The sequence below is a fragment of the Ideonella sp. genome (assembly GCF_044358605.1).
In the GTDB taxonomy this organism is placed as follows: Bacteria; Pseudomonadota; Gammaproteobacteria; order Burkholderiales; family Burkholderiaceae_C; genus Ideonella.
In genome coordinates this window covers 1-14,591 of record NZ_JBIKNQ010000086.1, presented here as the reverse complement: position 1 = coordinate 14,591, position 14,591 = coordinate 1, and the positions used below count along the sequence as shown (strand labels likewise).

The window sequence follows — 14,591 nt, the reverse complement described above, 5'->3', positions numbered from 1 at the left end:
ATGGCTCATGCGATCTGGCTATGATGAACTCTCTGGGATCGAAGCCAGCAACTCGCTCAGGACAGCTCTGGCCTGAAGTAGCGGCCAGCTTCGAATCGGCCAATGATCACATGAGACGTGACAGTTAACCACCATTTGACGGGGAGTTCGCCGCTGAAATGCCGCAGCGTGCGCGACGGCCAAACCTGCCCCAATTGGTCGGCCACGGGTTATGGGTTTTGGCTAGAGGGCGACCGGCCCTTGGCCGCCGGGGCTGATGGCGTGGGCACACCCAACAACCCCATGGAGGCGCTGAACTACAAAACCGGTGAACTGTTTGTGGGTGTCACCCACGGCAGCGGTACCTACATCGTCTGCGCCAACCTCAATACCCGCAAGTCGTGTGGCTCGTGGAAGGTTGGCCGAGGCACCTCTTACATCCAGCTCACTAACTTCAACACCATTGGCGACAAATACTATGTGTTGAACAACGACTCGGAGTTGGTGTGCTTTGACATCGTCAAGCGCGAGGTCTGTGGCAAGACCAGCTACCCCGGCAGCTTCAACGGCTATGGCACCTCGGCGGCCTTGGGCAGTCAGTTGTACTTCAGCCCCAACTCCAGCCAGCTCTATTGCCATGATGCGAACACCGGCCAGCCCTGCGCGGGATGGCGCAATGAAGGGGTGAATGCAGGGGGTGGTGCCGGTGCCTACCCCATCGTCAACGGTGACGGCAGCCCGCGCGGTGCGTGCACTAACTCTGGTGCCTGCGTCAGCATGTCAGGTGAGAAATTCCTGGCGCCTGCTGGCTATAGGACCTTTCTGGCCACCAATTCCTTTCTGGGCAGTGCGTATCACAACCTGAGCGGCATTGCAGGCGCCAAGCTCTACGCCGCAGGTGGCGCCACCGTGGAGTGCTGGGATGCGGCCAAAGACGCCAGTTGTGGCAAATGGGTGCACACGGCCAACATGACACCCTACACCACCCGTTTTGACCCGACGCGTCAGAACTGCCTGATGGTGATTGGCGACGCCGCGCAGGCCATGATCTTCGACGTGACGGATGGCGGCCCCTGCAAAACAGTGAGCACTCCCAAAGTCACCGAGATGGACTTTGACCCGATCAAGGATTACTTCCAGTGTGATGGTGGCCGCGCCAACGTCGCGGCCTGGGGCAAGCTGCGCCTGAGCCCCAGTCTGCCCTGGGGTGGTGCCAATGGCTTGGACCGCGTGACCGCGACCATAAAGGATGGCAACGGCAAGCTCTTGCCTGCAGAGTACAAACCGGTGCGCAACTTTGCGTTTGGCACCTATCAAATGGAGATTGGCACTGGCCCCAACGCCATTCCCTATGCCAAGTATCCGGTGTTGAAGATTGGCATCGAGTTCAGCACGCCCGGCTCGCAGCCCCTGGAAGCCACCTTCGGTGTGGACCTGACCTACGAAGGTGACCCCATCCAAGTGTGTGTGGCTTCTAAAGCGCCCGCTGCACCAGACTGCCAAACCGGCGCCAGCATCACGCTCAAGAGCCGTGCGGTCGACCAGGCCGGCCCAGGCTACGCCGAGGAGCAAACCGCCACTAAGATCATGTCGCCCGGTGGGCTGACCACCGGCTATGCGGCGTTTTCTTCGGCCACCACTCCGAGGCTCAACACCAAGGCGCTGAGCCCGCTCGACCCCCGCACGCAGATTGTGCAAGGGCGTTGGTCCTTGCAGTACTTCAGTGGTGACCTCTGGGCCTTCAATCTGACGGACGCAGGCCAGATCATCGGCAGCCCCTATCAGTCCGCCCAAGCCAACACACCGGCCCCGGCGTTGCGCAAGATGTACACCGCACTGCCGACAGCGACAGGTGTGGCGATGCCCATTCGTTCGCTGGAATGGGCTCAGTTGGCCGCAGCGCAGCAGCAAGCCCTGAACAACAACGACAACGGTGTGGCCGATGGCCGGGGCAGTGCCCGGGTGAGCTATCTGCGCGGCACCGACGCCAGCCCCTTCCGGGCACGCAACGGCCTGACCCTGGGGCCGGTGATCAACTCTGCGCCTGTTGTGTTGCCCACTTGGGCCGCAGAGTCTCGCCTGGAGGCGAACTTCCAGGGCTTCACCGACTATCGGCGCGACAAAGCCAAGATGAGGGCCCATCCCTTGGCGATCTACGGTGGCAACGACGGCGCCCTTCATGCCTTTGAAGCCAAAGGCGACGCATTGAGCGAAGCCTGGACTTTTGTGCCCGACGTGATGCTGCGCCGTGCCTCACGCTATAGCGACCCCAACCCTGCCGAGATCCGCAACAGCCCCTACTTTGTGGACAACGTGCCCATCGTCGGCCATGCCAACACCGGCACCGACGCCGCGCCGGACTGGCGTGCCGTGGCGGTGGTGCTCTACGGGCGTGGCGCTCGCGCCATCACGGCCTTGGATGTGACCCGCACGGACATCGCCCACGCCGACAGCAAGGGCGTGCTGTTTGAATACACCCACAGCAGTGATCCTGCGCTGAAGGACCTGGGCTACATCATCAGCCAGCCTGACGCGGGCAGCACCAACAGCTCTGCGCAGTTGGTCAAGCTCACCAATGCGCGCAGTGCGGTGCTGGTGGGCAATGGCATCAACAGCCACGAGGCCACCGCAGGCAGTGCTGCGGCCAGTGGCACGGGCATGCCTGTTTTGTATGCCTTCTACCTGGACGGCAAGGAGAAGAAGTTCCACCGCTGGTCCGTGGACAACACCACCTGGGCAGGTGCCGACGCCGAACCCGGTATTGCCTTTGACAATGGTTTGAGCACGCCCACACCGCTGGACTTTGACAACGATGGCAAGGTCGACGTGGTCTATGCGGGTGACCTGCAGGGCAACCTCTGGCGCTTTGATGTGACGAACCCGGACAAGGTCTCAGTCACCCGTTTGTTCAAGACCTACGACAAGACGCCGTCAGACGCGCAGCAGCCCATCACCCAGGCGCCCTTTGTGACCACCAACACCGAGGCCAAAGACTGCGGCGCTGCCAATGCACCCGCCCATGCCAAACGCTGCTGGCAGGTGGTGTTCAGCACGGGGGCCAATATCTCGCCGCTGCTGGGCTCGCCCAATGTGGCGCCTCAAGCCATCTACGGCATCTTGGACAAAGGCAAGGGCGGCTCTGTAGGCCAGGGCAACCTGACCCGCATCAGCTACGAGACCAACCGCATCGTCAATGGCGTGGAGTACCGAGCGCTCAAGCCCACCACGGTGAAGTACAGCGACAACCAGCTGGGCTGGCGCGCAGACCTGCAGGCCTTTGAACACGGAGTGGGGGCGCCGCGGCTGCAGCCCACCGGTCTGGTGATGTTCTCGTCAGTGCGCCCCACCACACCCAACAAGGCCACCAACATCTGCATTGGCCCACGGTCGTGGCTCAATGAGGTGGACCCCTTGCACGGGTACAGCCCCATCGTTGCCTTTGACACCAATGGCGACGGCAATATTGATGGGCAAGACCGCTTTGACCCCGACTCGTCCAAGCCCATCTCGCCCACCAGCATGGCTGTCAGCGGCTCGCAGTTTGGCGCGCCCACCTTGCTGAGATCGGCCTCGTCCCAGTCCCAGCAGATGTCATTGCTCTTGCCGAGCTTGGGTCAGGACACGGGCCAAGCCAACTCGTGGTCCGGCGGCAATAGCGGGGGTGGCAACAACCCAGCCCCGGGCTCCAACAGTGCCGCGCTCACCCACTCCAACAAGGGCAAGTTTGGGCGCATGACCTGGCGCGAAAAGTACTGAGCTCTTGAGCCGCAGGTTTGCCCACCAGCGGCTCAGGCAGGTGCCAGCACACCCAGCCCCGAGGGTTGGGTGGCAGAGACGCAGCGGTTGCGCCCCAGTGCCTTGGCCGCATAGAGCGACTCGTCGGCGCGTTGTTGCAGGTCCAACATTTCCAGCCGCGTGGCGGGCAAGCCAGTGGCTAGGCCTACGCTCAGGGTCACGTCGATGAGCAGGGCCCCGTGGGTGACAGGCTGTTCGCACACGCTCAGGCGCAGCCGCTCACCCAACTCGGCCGCTTCGCGTGCGTCGCTGACCAAGGCCACCAGGCAAAACTCCTCGCCGCCCCAGCGCACCAGCACATCCAAGCCCTGGCGCACGCTGCCCAAGAGCCGCTGCGCCACAGTGCGCAGGCAGGCGTCGCCCGCTGCATGGCCGTGGGTGTCGTTGAGTCGTTTGAAGTGGTCGATGTCCAGCATATAGATGGCCATCAGCAAGCCTTCGCGGCGGCGGCGTGCCAGTTCATCCTCCACGCATTCTTCCAGTTAGCGTCGATTGAACAGGCCCGTCAGTGCGTCGGTGCGGCTGAGTTTGGCGAGGGACTGGTTGAGCTGCTTGAGCTCATCCGTGCGCTCGGCCACCTTGCTTTCAAGCTCCGCCTTCCATTGCTGGTGCTGCTTGATCATGTCCTGTTGGGTGTGCTCTCGCAGCTTGCGCTCGGCCTCCATGCGCGCAGCCAGCACGATGGAGAACAGCAGCATCTCCAGCGCCGAGCTGATCTGCGGCGCATGCTCGATCCAGCGGCTGGCCGGTAGCCATCCCATTTTGCTGGCGGCCAGTATGCAGCCCGCGACCGCGACCACCGAGAAGGTCATCAGGAACATGCGGGCCGTGGCCACCTGGCGGTGGGCCAGCCATGCGGCCATGGACATCACGCTGAACATACAGATCACTGCTCCGCCAATGGCCATCAGGATGGCCACCTTGTAGGGCAAGACGAAGCCAGCGATGACCAGCAAGGCCTCCAGCCCCACCAATATGCGTGTGGCTTGCCAACCGCGGCGCCAGTGGTCTTGTATCTGAACCAAGGAGCCATGGAACAAGACCGCGCACAGGACTGCCATCGACAGCAGCACTGGCAGACTGGTCAGGTTCCACTGCGGTGATTGCGGCCAAAGCCACTGATAGCTCATGCCGCCGATGGTGAGCACAAACCCGGCGAAAGACAGCATCCAACCGACGTACCAGAGGTAGGCGATGTCGCGCAAGGCGAGCAGCAGGTAGGCGTTGTAGGCCAGCATGGCCAGCACCACCCCGACATAGACACCGTGGGCGATCAAGCGCGATTGCTCATCGTCGGTGAACACCGCCCGGTCATGCATCAGCACCGGAAACTGCATGGCGGTTTTGGTCTGCACGCGAACCAGCCACTCGGTGCTCTCGCCTGAAGACAGGTTCAGCGGCAACACGAAATTGCGGTGGCGGATGGGGCGTTCAACAAAGGGCCGCTCGGCTCCCAGCACCAAAGGCGCTAGGCTGGGGTCTCTCAGGTGCTCGGCCTGATGGACCCGTAGATCACCCAATACGGGGTAGGCAATCTCCAGCAGCCCCTCTTGGGGAAAGGCCGCCAGCGAGGTGACCCGAATGCGAAACCACACGGCCGCGTTGGTGTAGCCCAAGGAGACATTGCTGCTGCCATTGCTGCGCCACGCGCTGGGCGGCAACTGCTGCACCTCCGCCAGGGTTTGGGCGCGGCCGTCGTCCACGTGATAGGCCAGCTCCACCTCATAAAAGTTGGCCAAGGCTGGGGCTTGCCACAGCAGCGTGCACAGCACAGAGCGCCACAGCAGGCGCCAGCACGCCAAGCACCACGCCCTTTGGGAGCGCTGGGCTGTGAGGCGCGTGGAATGCGGCAGGGCCGATGAGTGGGGGGCGGAGGTCAGCACTCCTGCATGCTAGGCAGGCCAGCCACCCCCGATGGGGCGATTTGTAGGTGATCGGCCCCGCAGTTCAACTGATTGAGGGCGGGCCTCAAGACCCCAGCAAGCGCTTGAACCAAGCCACCAAGCGGCTGATCAAGCCACCCGAGGCCGCATCAGGTACCTCAGCCACCGCCGGTACAGCGGCTTCCACGGGGGCCGGGCCGTATTTCTCGACCAGGGCCTCGGTGAACTTGCCAAAGAACTCGCCGGCCATTTTTTGCGCCGCCATGTCGATCAGGCGCGAGCCGATCTGCGCGATCTTGCCGCCCACGCTGGCGTTGGCCGTGTAGCTCAGCAGGGTCTCGTAAGGGCCCACGCCTTGCAGGCTGACGCGGGCACTGCCCTTGCCGTGCCCGGCGGCACCACCTTGGCCTTCAAAGTAGATGGTGTAGGCATTCGGGGCGTCGATCTCGTCGAGCTTGAGCTTGCCTTTGAACTTGGCCTTGACGGGGCCGATGGCGGCCATCACCACCACGTCGTAGTGGTTGGGCTCGGTCAGGGTGATGCTTTCGCAGCCGGGGATGGCGGCTTGCAAGATGGCGGTGTCGTTCAGGGCGTCCCAGGCTTTGTCTTGTGAGACAGGCAGGGTTTGCTGGCTGGTCATCTCCATGGGAGGCTCGCTTTCTTCAAAGAGGTGTTGGGGTGTGGCCTTGGGCCAGCAATTGGCTGAGCTGGCCAAGGCTCGCCAGGTTGTGCGCTGCCAGCAGTTGGCTGACATGGGGCAGCAAGGCGCGGGCGCCAGCGGCCTTGGGCTCAAAGCCTTCGTAGCGCAGCAGGGGGTTGAGCCAGATCAGGCGGCGGCAGCTCTTGGCCAAGCGTTCGGCCTCGTGGCTCAGGGCGTCGGCGTCGCCATGGGCCAGGCCGTCAGTGATCAGCAGCACCGTGGCCTTGCCGCCCAGCACGCGCCGCGCCCATTGGCGGTTGAACTGGTGCAGGCAGTCGGCCAGCCGGGTGCCGCCGGACCAATCCGCTACCGCAGCGGCCACCTGGGCCACGGCCTGGTCGGGGTCGCGTTGGCGCAGGGCACGGCTGATGGGGGTCAGGCGGGTGCCGAACACAAAGCTGTGCACCGGTGTGTCAGCCTGGGACAGTGCATGGCTGAAATGCAGCAGCATGCGCGAATAGCTGGCCATGGAGCCCGAGATGTCGGCCAAGACCACCAGCGGGGGCGTCTCGCGGCGCAGGCGGCGGCGCTGCGGCTGCCACAGCTCGCCACCTTGGCGGCCCATGCGCTGCAGGCTGGCGCGCCAATCAGGGCGGCCGGTGGGGGCACGCTCAAAGCGGCGGGTGAGCACTGGCTTGAACTGAGACGGCATGCGGCGCAGCAGGCGCTTGGCCTCGTCCCACTCCTCGGGCGTCATGGTCTCAAAGTCTTTTTGGCGCAGCACTTCCTGCTCATTCCAGGTCAGGCTGGCTTGCACGTCCAGCTCTTCGGGCGGCGGCTGGGGCGATTCAGTTTGCGGCGCATGCGGAAACAGCGCCGCAGCCAGGCGGCGGTTCTCTTGCGTCTTGAGCGCAGCCCTTTCTTGCAACTGCACGCGGGGCAAGAGCAAGGCGCGCATGCGGCCTTCCAGGTCTGGGTCTTTCCAGAACAGAGCAAAGGCCTGGTTGAACAGCACGCGGTGCTCGGCCTTGGACAACATGCACGCCTGCAACGTCGCATGAAAGTCCGCCCGGCTTTCCAGCCCGCCTTGCAGCAAGGCCTGCAAGGCCAGTTGCACCCGGTCTGTGCCCACGGGCATGCCGGCACTGCGCAGCACCCGTGCGAAGTGAAGGACGTTGTGCGCCAAGTGGCCCGGGAGGCTGTCGGGGTGCGGGGCGGCCAGCATGGCGTGCGCTTCAGCCCATGAACCCGGCGGCGCGCAGGGTGTCACGCACCTCGTTGAGCAGTTTGGAGGCTTCCGAGCCACTGACCTTGGCAATGTCGTCTTGGTACTTCAGCAGCACGCCCAGGGTTTGGCTGATCAGCTCAGGGTCCAGCACCACGGCGTCCAGGGCCAGCAAGGCGCGGGTCCATTCAATGGTCTCGGCCACGCCGGGCAGCTTGTAGAGGTCCAACTGCCGCAGGCGGTGGATGAAGGCGACGATCTCGCGGGCCAGGGCCTTGGGCGCGTCAGGCACACGGCGCTCCAGAATGACCAGCTCGCGCTGCAGCGTGGGGAAGTCCACCCAGTGGTAGAGGCAGCGGCGCTTGACGGCGTCGTGGATCTCCCGCGTGCGGTTGCTGGTCAGCACCACGATGGGCGGCGTGGCGGCCCGGATGGTGCCCAGCTCGGGAATGGTGATCTGATAGTCCGACAGCACCTCCAGCAAAAAGGCTTCAAAGGGCTCGTCGGCGCGGTCCAATTCGTCGATCAGCAGCACCGGGGCCACGGGCTGGCTGGGGTCAATGGCTTGCAGCAGGGCGCGTTTGATCAGGTAGCGCTCAGAGAACAATTCTTGCGCGCGGGCCTCGGTGTTCAAGCCCGGGGCAGAGCCCTCGCCCAGCTTGATGGCCATCATCTGCCGCGCATAGTTCCACTCGTAAGCGGCGCCCGCCATGTCCAGGCCCTCATAGCACTGCAGGCGGATCAGCGGGCGGCTCAGCATCTGAGCCAGCACCTTGGCGATCTCGGTCTTGCCGGTGCCGGGCTCGCCCTCCAAGAACAGCGGGCGCTGCAACTTGAGCGCCAAGAACACCGTGGCCGCCAGCTCGCGGCTGGGCACGTAGTCCAGCGCTTGCAGGCGCTGGTGGGTGTCGTCGATGCTGGAGGGGGTTGTCATGCGAGGGGGGCTTGGGAATACAGCCACAGAGGCACAGAGGCACAGAGAGACGGAGAGCGCGTTGAGCACACGCCCTCTGATTGAGTCATCACTCAGCGGGGCGACCGATACGGCCCGCTGAGGTGTGAACCGTTGGTCCTGAGCTTGTCGAAGGGCTTCGACAGGCTCAGCCCGACCGGACAACAGACCTCAGTGGGCCGCATCCATAAGGCTCAACTGGCGGCCACAGCGCGCGCGGCCAGCACCGGGATCAACGCCGCGCGATACTCGGCCGAGCCGTGCAGGTCGCTGCTGAGGTCGTCGGCTGACACCTTCAGGCCTTGCACCGCTGCCGCGCTCCAGCTTGCGGCCAGGGCTTGCTCCAGCGCGGTGGCGCGGAACACGCAGGCCGCAGCGCCGGTGACGGCCACGCGCACGCCTTGCGGGCCTTGGCTCACAAACACGCCGACGATGGAGAAGCGCGATGCGGGCTGAAAGAACTTCTGCCACGCCGCCCGGGAGGGCACGGGGAAGCTCACGGCGGTGATCAACTCACCCTCGGCCAGCGCGGTCTCGTACAGGCCTTTGAAGAAGTCATCGGCCGCGATCTGACGCGTGTTGGTGTGGATGGTGGCGCCCAGGCCCAGCGCGGCGGCGGGGTAGCAGGCGGCAGGGTCGTTGTTGGCCAAGCTGCCGCCGATGGTGCCGCGGTTGCGCACTTGGCGGTCACCGATCTTGCCGGCCAGGTCGGCCAGGGCCGGGATGGCGGCGGCCACCTCCTTAGAGGCTGCGACCTCGGCATGGGTGGTCATGGCGCCGATCTTGACCACACCGCCCGAGACGGTGATGCCCTTGAGCTCGGCAATGCCGCTGAGGCTGACCAAAGACTCGGGGGCGGCTAGGCCCAGCTTCATCGAGGCCAGCAGGGACTGGCCCCCGGCGACGATCTTGGCTTCAGAGGCGGCTGCAGCCCGCGAGGCATCAGCCACGTTCGAAGGGGTTTGGTAGGCAAAAGTTTGCATGGTTTGTGCTCCTTCAGGGGTGGCTCAACGCTGGGCTTGCAGGGTCTTCCACACGGTGTGTGGCGTGGCCGGCATGGGCATGTCTTTGACACCCAAGGCATGGCAGACGGCGTTGATCACCGCAGGCGGCGAGCCGATGGCCCCGGCTTCTCCGCAGCCCTTGACCCCCAGGGGGTTGTGGGTGCAAGGCGTGCCCTTGGCCGTCTCGACATTGAAGTGGCAGAAGTCGTCGGCGCGCGGCATGGCGTAGTCCATGTAGCTGCCGGTCAGCAACTGGCCCGAGTCTTCGTCATAGATGCCGTGCTCCAGCAGGGCCTGGCCAATGCCTTGGGCCACGCCGCCGTGCACCTGGCCTTCGACGATCATGGGGTTCACCACATTGCCGAAGTCGTCCACCGCCGTGAAGCGGTCCACCCGCACCACGCCGGTCAGCGGGTCGACCTCGACCTCGCAGATGTAGGTGCCTGCAGGGTAGGTGAAGTTGGTCGGGTCGTAGAAGGCGTTTTCGTTCAGGCCCGGCTCCAGCTTGTCATGCGGGAAGTTGTGCGGCACATAAGCCGTCAGCGACACCGCTGCAAAGGGCACGGACTTGTCGGTCCCGGCCACTTTGAAAACGCCGTTTTCGAACTCCACATCGCCATCGGCGGCTTCCATCAGGTGGGCGGCAATCTTCTTGCCCTTGGCAATCACCTTGTCCAGCGCCTTGATCATGGCCGTGCCCGCCACCGACAGCGAGCGCGAGCCATAAGTGCCCATGCCAAACAGCACCTTGCCGGTGTCACCGTGCTCGATGGTCACGTCGTCCAGCGGAATGCCCAGCTTGTCGGCCACCACCTGTGCGAACACGGTTTCATGGCCCTGGCCGTGGCTGTGTGCGCCGGTGAAGATGGTCACTTTGCCGGTGGGGTGCACCCGCACCTCGCCAGCGTCAAACAGGCCAGCCCGTGCGCCCAAAGCACCCGCCACGGAAGAAGGCGCAATGCCGCAAGCCTCGATATAGGCCGAGTAGCCCAGGCCTCGCTTCAACCCCTTGGCGGCGCTAGCGGCTTTGCGCGCTTCAAAGCCCGCCACATCGGCCAGCTCTATGGCGCGGCTCATGGTGGCGTTGTAGTCGCCGGTGTCATAGGTCAAGCCCACTGGGGTGGCATAGGGGAAGCTGGTGATGAAGTTGCGGCGGCGGATTTCGGCCGGGTCGATCTTCATCTCATGCGCGGCCGTCTCGACGATGCGCTCCAGCAGGTAAGTGGCCTCGGGCCGCCCCGCACCCCGGTAGGCATCCACCGGGCAGGTGTTGGTGAACACGGCCGTCACCTCGCACCAGATCTTGGGCGTTTTGTACTGCCCGGCCAGCAGCGTGGCATGCAAGATGGTGGGGATGCTGGACGCGAATGTGGACAGGTAAGCGCCCATGTTCGCCGTCGTCGTGGCCCGCAGCGCCAGGAAGTTGCCGTCTTTGTCGAGCGCCAGTTCAGCCAGCGAGTCGTGGTCGCGGCCATGGGCATCTGACAAGAAGGCTTCGCTGCGGTCGGCCGTCCACTTGATGGGGCGGTTGACCTGCTTGCTGGCCCAGACTAGGGCGGTCTCTTCACCGTACAAGAAGATCTTGGAGCCGAAGCCGCCACCCACGTCTGGGGCCACTACGCGCATCTTGTGCTCGGGGATGCCCAGCGCAAACGCGCACATCAGCAGGCGCTCGACGTGCGGGTTTTGGTTGCTCACATACAGCGTGTAGTTGTCGTCGGCGCGGCTGTAGCTGGCGTTGGCGCAGCGCGGCTCCATCGCGTTGGGCACCAGGCGGTTGTTCTTGAACTTCAGCGTGGTGATGTGGGCGGCGCCCTTGAAGGCGGCCTCGACGCCGTCCTTGTCGCCAATGCCCCAGTGGTAGCACTGGTTGTTGGGGGCTTCGTCATGCACGCTCGAAGCGATGCTGGTGGCGCGGCCGGTGCCAATCACCGGGGTCAGCTCGTCATAGTCCACCTCGATCAGCTCGGCGGCCGCCTTGGCTTGGTCCAGCGTCTCGGCCACGACCAAGGCCACGCGGTCCCCCACATAGCGCACTTTGGCGTCGGCCAGCACCGGGTGCTTGGGCTCCTTCATGGGCGTGCCGTCCAGGCTGTTGATCAGCCAGCCGCAGGGCAGGCCGCCCACGGCCTTGAAATGCTCGCCGGTGAACACGCCCAGCACGCCGGGGGCGGCAGCAGCCGCAGCGGTGTTGACCGACTTCAGCCGGGCATGGGCATAAGGGCTGCGCAGGAAGTAGCCATAGGTCTGGCCGGGCAGGTTGATGTCGTCGGTGTACTGGCCTTTGCCGGTCAGAAAGCGCGCGTCTTCGCGCCGAACCACAGACTTGCCGATGAAACCTTGGGGTGCATTCATGGTGATCTCTCAAAAAATGCCGGGCCGTCCCAAATTTTTTGCGCCCCCTTGGGGGGCCGAGACGGGCAGAGCCCGGATCATGGGGGCTGGGTTAGGACATCTTTGCGGCGCCTTGGCGCACGGCTTTGACAATGTTCTGGTAGCCCGTGCAGCGGCAGAGGTTGCCGTCCAGGCCCTCGCGCACAGCGGCGTCGCTGTCGCAGCGGTGGTGCTTCACCAGGTCCACGGCGCTCATCACCATGCCGGGGGTGCAGAAGCCGCATTGCAGGCCGTGGCACTGGTTGAAGGCCTCTTGCATGGGGTGCAGAGTGCCATCGGCGGCGGCTAGGCCCTCGATGGTGGTCACGTCGGCGCCATGGGCCTGTACGGCCAACATATTGCAGCTCTTCACGGCGCGGCCGTTGAGGTGCACGGTGCAGGCACCGCACTGGGCGGTGTCACAGCCCACATGGGTGCCGGTGAGTTGCAGGGTTTCGCGAATGAATTGCACCAACAGCGTTTGCGGTGCGACTTCTTTGGTCACTTCGCGGCCGTTGACCTTGAGCGTGATCGTGGTCATGGTTTGTCTCCTGAGTGCGTTGGCGACAAGCCGAAACGGAAGGGTGGCTTGACGTTGCGAGGACCATCCTAGGCAGGCACCGCCCGCTTGGCTTGATGACGGAAACGCCTATGAACGCATTTGCAAATCACTTAGGCATGGAATTGCATAAGGGATTACCGAGAGCACTTGGCGGCCTTGGCCCTTCAAGGGATGCAGGACTTCCCGCAAGCGCTTGCTCACAGGCGCCCGTCACAATGCCACCATGGACAATGTTGATCTCCAAGTGCTGCGCCAGGTGGTGGCGTGGCGGGCCGCTGGCGCTGCCGTGGTGCTGGGCACCATCACGCGCACTTGGGGCTCGGCGCCGCGCCCGGTGGGCTCGGTGGTGGCCGTGCGGGGTGACGGGCAGATCGCAGGCTCGGTCTCGGGTGGCTGTATCGAAGACGACCTGATCGCCCGCATGCGCGAGCAGGCCTTGGCGTCAGACGTGCCCAAGGTCGTGCGCTACGGTGTCAGCGGTGACGAAGCCGCGCGCTTTGGCCTGCCTTGCGGCGGCACGCTGGAGCTGGTGCTAGAGCCGATCCAAGCCGACAGCCAGATCGAGCTGCTGCTGGAGCGCCTGAGCCAAGGCCAGCGCGTGCGCCGCGAGCTGAGCCTGGCCACCGGTGCTGTGAGCCTGGGCGACGCCACCGGCGCCGACGCGGTGTTGCTGAATGAGACAACCCTCATCTCCACCCACGGCCCAGACTGGCGCTTGGTGGTGGTGGGTGCTGGGCAGATGACGCTGTACTTGGCCCAAATGGCCCAGGCCTTGGACTACCAAGTCATCATCATCGACCCGCGCGAGGAATACCAAGTGGACCTGCCCGGCGTGGTGCACCGCCGCGACATGCCGGACGACGCTGTGCTGGCCCTCAAGCCCGATGCCCACACCGCCATCATCGCCCTGACCCACGACCCTAAGCTCGACGACCTGGCCCTGATGGAGGCGCTGCGCACCCCTGCCTTTTATGTGGGCGCCATCGGCTCGCGCGTCAACCAAAGCAAGCGCAAACAACGCTTGGCCGAACACTTCGACATGAGCGAGGCTGAACTGGCCCGCCTCTATGGCCCCGTGGGCATCAAAAACGGCGCGCGCACGCCGCCCGAGATTGCCGTCTCCATCTTGGCCGAGTTGACGGCGGTGCGCTACGGCTGGCGCATCCCCGAGCCGGTGTTCGAGGGCGGTGGCCCGGCGCTATCGGCGCCGGGGTGTGTGGTTTGACGCTTGTCAGTTTTTTCGTACAAATGTACAAAACTTCACTTAATCGGCATTTCTCACAGTTAAATGCTCTACAAGAGGCGCGATAGTATTGTTGGAGGTAAGAGGTTTGTTGGTTTGGACGAGATTTGAAGTGAACTCAATGGGTTAAATATGTGCTGCCAATTTAATCCCTTAGTGATTTACTTTTTTGAGTATTGATTGAATCCTTGGATGTCAGTTATTTCAGATTTACTAAAGGGATCATCGAATGATACCTCAATGTGCATCCAATTCCGTGGCAGGATCGCTGTCGAAACTCCTTGATCAACGCTGGCGGCGCGGAAATTTTAGTGCTTGGCCGAGCGCCGAAGATGGTCAAAGCATTCTATATTTATCATTTCATCTTCATCTCGAGGATGCTGATAGCGCCGAAGCTGCTTTATTGGATGCTCTGACCAACTGCAACGGCAACACAAAGTGGGCGTTGCTGCGCTACAAAGGAATTCGCTTTCTACTCTGCCCTGAGGTGGTGGCTGTCGAGGGTCGACGAATTGGAAACTATGGTGAAGCCGCTAAGATAATTCGCGCCGAGTACCCGAATTTGGAGCGCGAGTCTGCCTCCGATCTAGTAAAAATTATCGATTATCTCGACGCGAGTGCAGTGCGAGGAGAGATGGCCAAAAACATTTGATGGATTTGGCTTCGCTAATAACTATTGATCTGATTCTGGAATGGGCTTTCTATGTTTCTGGAAGTTATTTCATTCGGCTGCTAGGCTACTGGCGAAAATCTTATGAGAGAGAGTGAATGGCAAGCCAAGTTGGCTGATTTCCTGCCTCTGTATGAAGCCGGGGTGTATACGTGTCACGTCTCATGTGATCATTGGCCGATTCGAAGCTGGCCGCTACTTCAGGCCAGAGCTGTCCTGAGCGAGTTGCTGGCTTCGATCCCAGAGAGTTCATCATAGCCAGATC

11 protein-coding genes are annotated in these 14,591 nt (G+C 63.3%); 3 read left to right on the top strand and 8 right to left on the bottom strand.

What is annotated here, in order from left to right; all coding sequences use genetic code 11:
* The first annotated feature begins 117 nt into the window (after positions 1-117).
* Positions 118-3,735, top strand: a complete 3,618-nt coding sequence (locus tag ACIQ3Q_RS21090) for a pilus assembly protein (RefSeq protein WP_396271202.1) — start codon at positions 118-120, stop codon at positions 3,733-3,735.
* Positions 3,736-3,767: 32 nt separating this feature from the next.
* On the opposite strand, the gene ACIQ3Q_RS21085 is transcribed toward ACIQ3Q_RS21090, so the two are convergent.
* From ACIQ3Q_RS21085 to ACIQ3Q_RS21050, 8 genes are all read right to left on the bottom strand, one after another.
* Complete coding sequence (locus ACIQ3Q_RS21085) at positions 3,768-4,244, bottom strand: GGDEF domain-containing protein (protein WP_396271201.1); 477 nt, start codon at positions 4,242-4,244, stop codon at positions 3,768-3,770.
* Positions 4,245-4,256: 12 nt separating this feature from the next.
* On the bottom strand, positions 4,257-5,657 hold the full coding sequence (locus tag ACIQ3Q_RS21080) for a 7TM diverse intracellular signaling domain-containing protein (protein WP_396271200.1): 1,401 nt from the start codon (positions 5,655-5,657) through the stop codon (positions 4,257-4,259).
* Between the two features lie 85 nt (positions 5,658-5,742).
* Positions 5,743-6,303 carry a CoxG family protein gene (locus ACIQ3Q_RS21075; RefSeq protein ID WP_396271199.1) on the bottom strand — a complete coding sequence of 187 codons (561 nt, stop codon included), beginning with the start codon at positions 6,301-6,303 and terminating at the stop codon, positions 5,743-5,745.
* A 16-nt stretch (positions 6,304-6,319) separates the two neighbouring features.
* A complete protein-coding gene (locus ACIQ3Q_RS21070; protein WP_396271198.1) occupies positions 6,320-7,522 on the bottom strand; it encodes a VWA domain-containing protein in 1,203 nt (400 codons plus the stop codon).
* Between the two features lie 10 nt (positions 7,523-7,532).
* Positions 7,533-8,456 carry an AAA family ATPase gene (locus tag ACIQ3Q_RS21065; protein WP_396271197.1) on the bottom strand — a complete coding sequence of 308 codons (924 nt, stop codon included), beginning with the start codon at positions 8,454-8,456 and terminating at the stop codon, positions 7,533-7,535.
* A gap of 212 nt (positions 8,457-8,668) precedes the next feature.
* Positions 8,669-9,457, bottom strand: coding sequence for an FAD binding domain-containing protein (locus ACIQ3Q_RS21060; RefSeq protein WP_396271196.1), 789 nt, complete (start codon positions 9,455-9,457; stop codon positions 8,669-8,671).
* A 24-nt stretch (positions 9,458-9,481) separates the two neighbouring features.
* Complete coding sequence (locus tag ACIQ3Q_RS21055) at positions 9,482-11,833, bottom strand: xanthine dehydrogenase family protein molybdopterin-binding subunit (RefSeq protein ID WP_396271195.1); 2,352 nt, start codon at positions 11,831-11,833, stop codon at positions 9,482-9,484.
* 91 nt (positions 11,834-11,924) lie between these two features.
* A complete protein-coding gene (locus tag ACIQ3Q_RS21050; protein ID WP_396271194.1) occupies positions 11,925-12,392 on the bottom strand; it encodes a (2Fe-2S)-binding protein in 468 nt (155 codons plus the stop codon).
* Between the two features lie 244 nt (positions 12,393-12,636).
* Between ACIQ3Q_RS21050 and ACIQ3Q_RS21045 the strand changes: the two genes are divergently transcribed.
* Positions 12,637-13,638, top strand: a complete 1,002-nt coding sequence (locus ACIQ3Q_RS21045) for an XdhC family protein (RefSeq protein ID WP_396271193.1) — start codon at positions 12,637-12,639, stop codon at positions 13,636-13,638.
* A gap of 274 nt (positions 13,639-13,912) precedes the next feature.
* Positions 13,913-14,308, top strand: coding sequence for a hypothetical protein (locus ACIQ3Q_RS21040; RefSeq protein WP_396271192.1), 396 nt, complete (start codon positions 13,913-13,915; stop codon positions 14,306-14,308).
* The last annotated feature ends 283 nt before the right edge of the window (positions 14,309-14,591 follow it).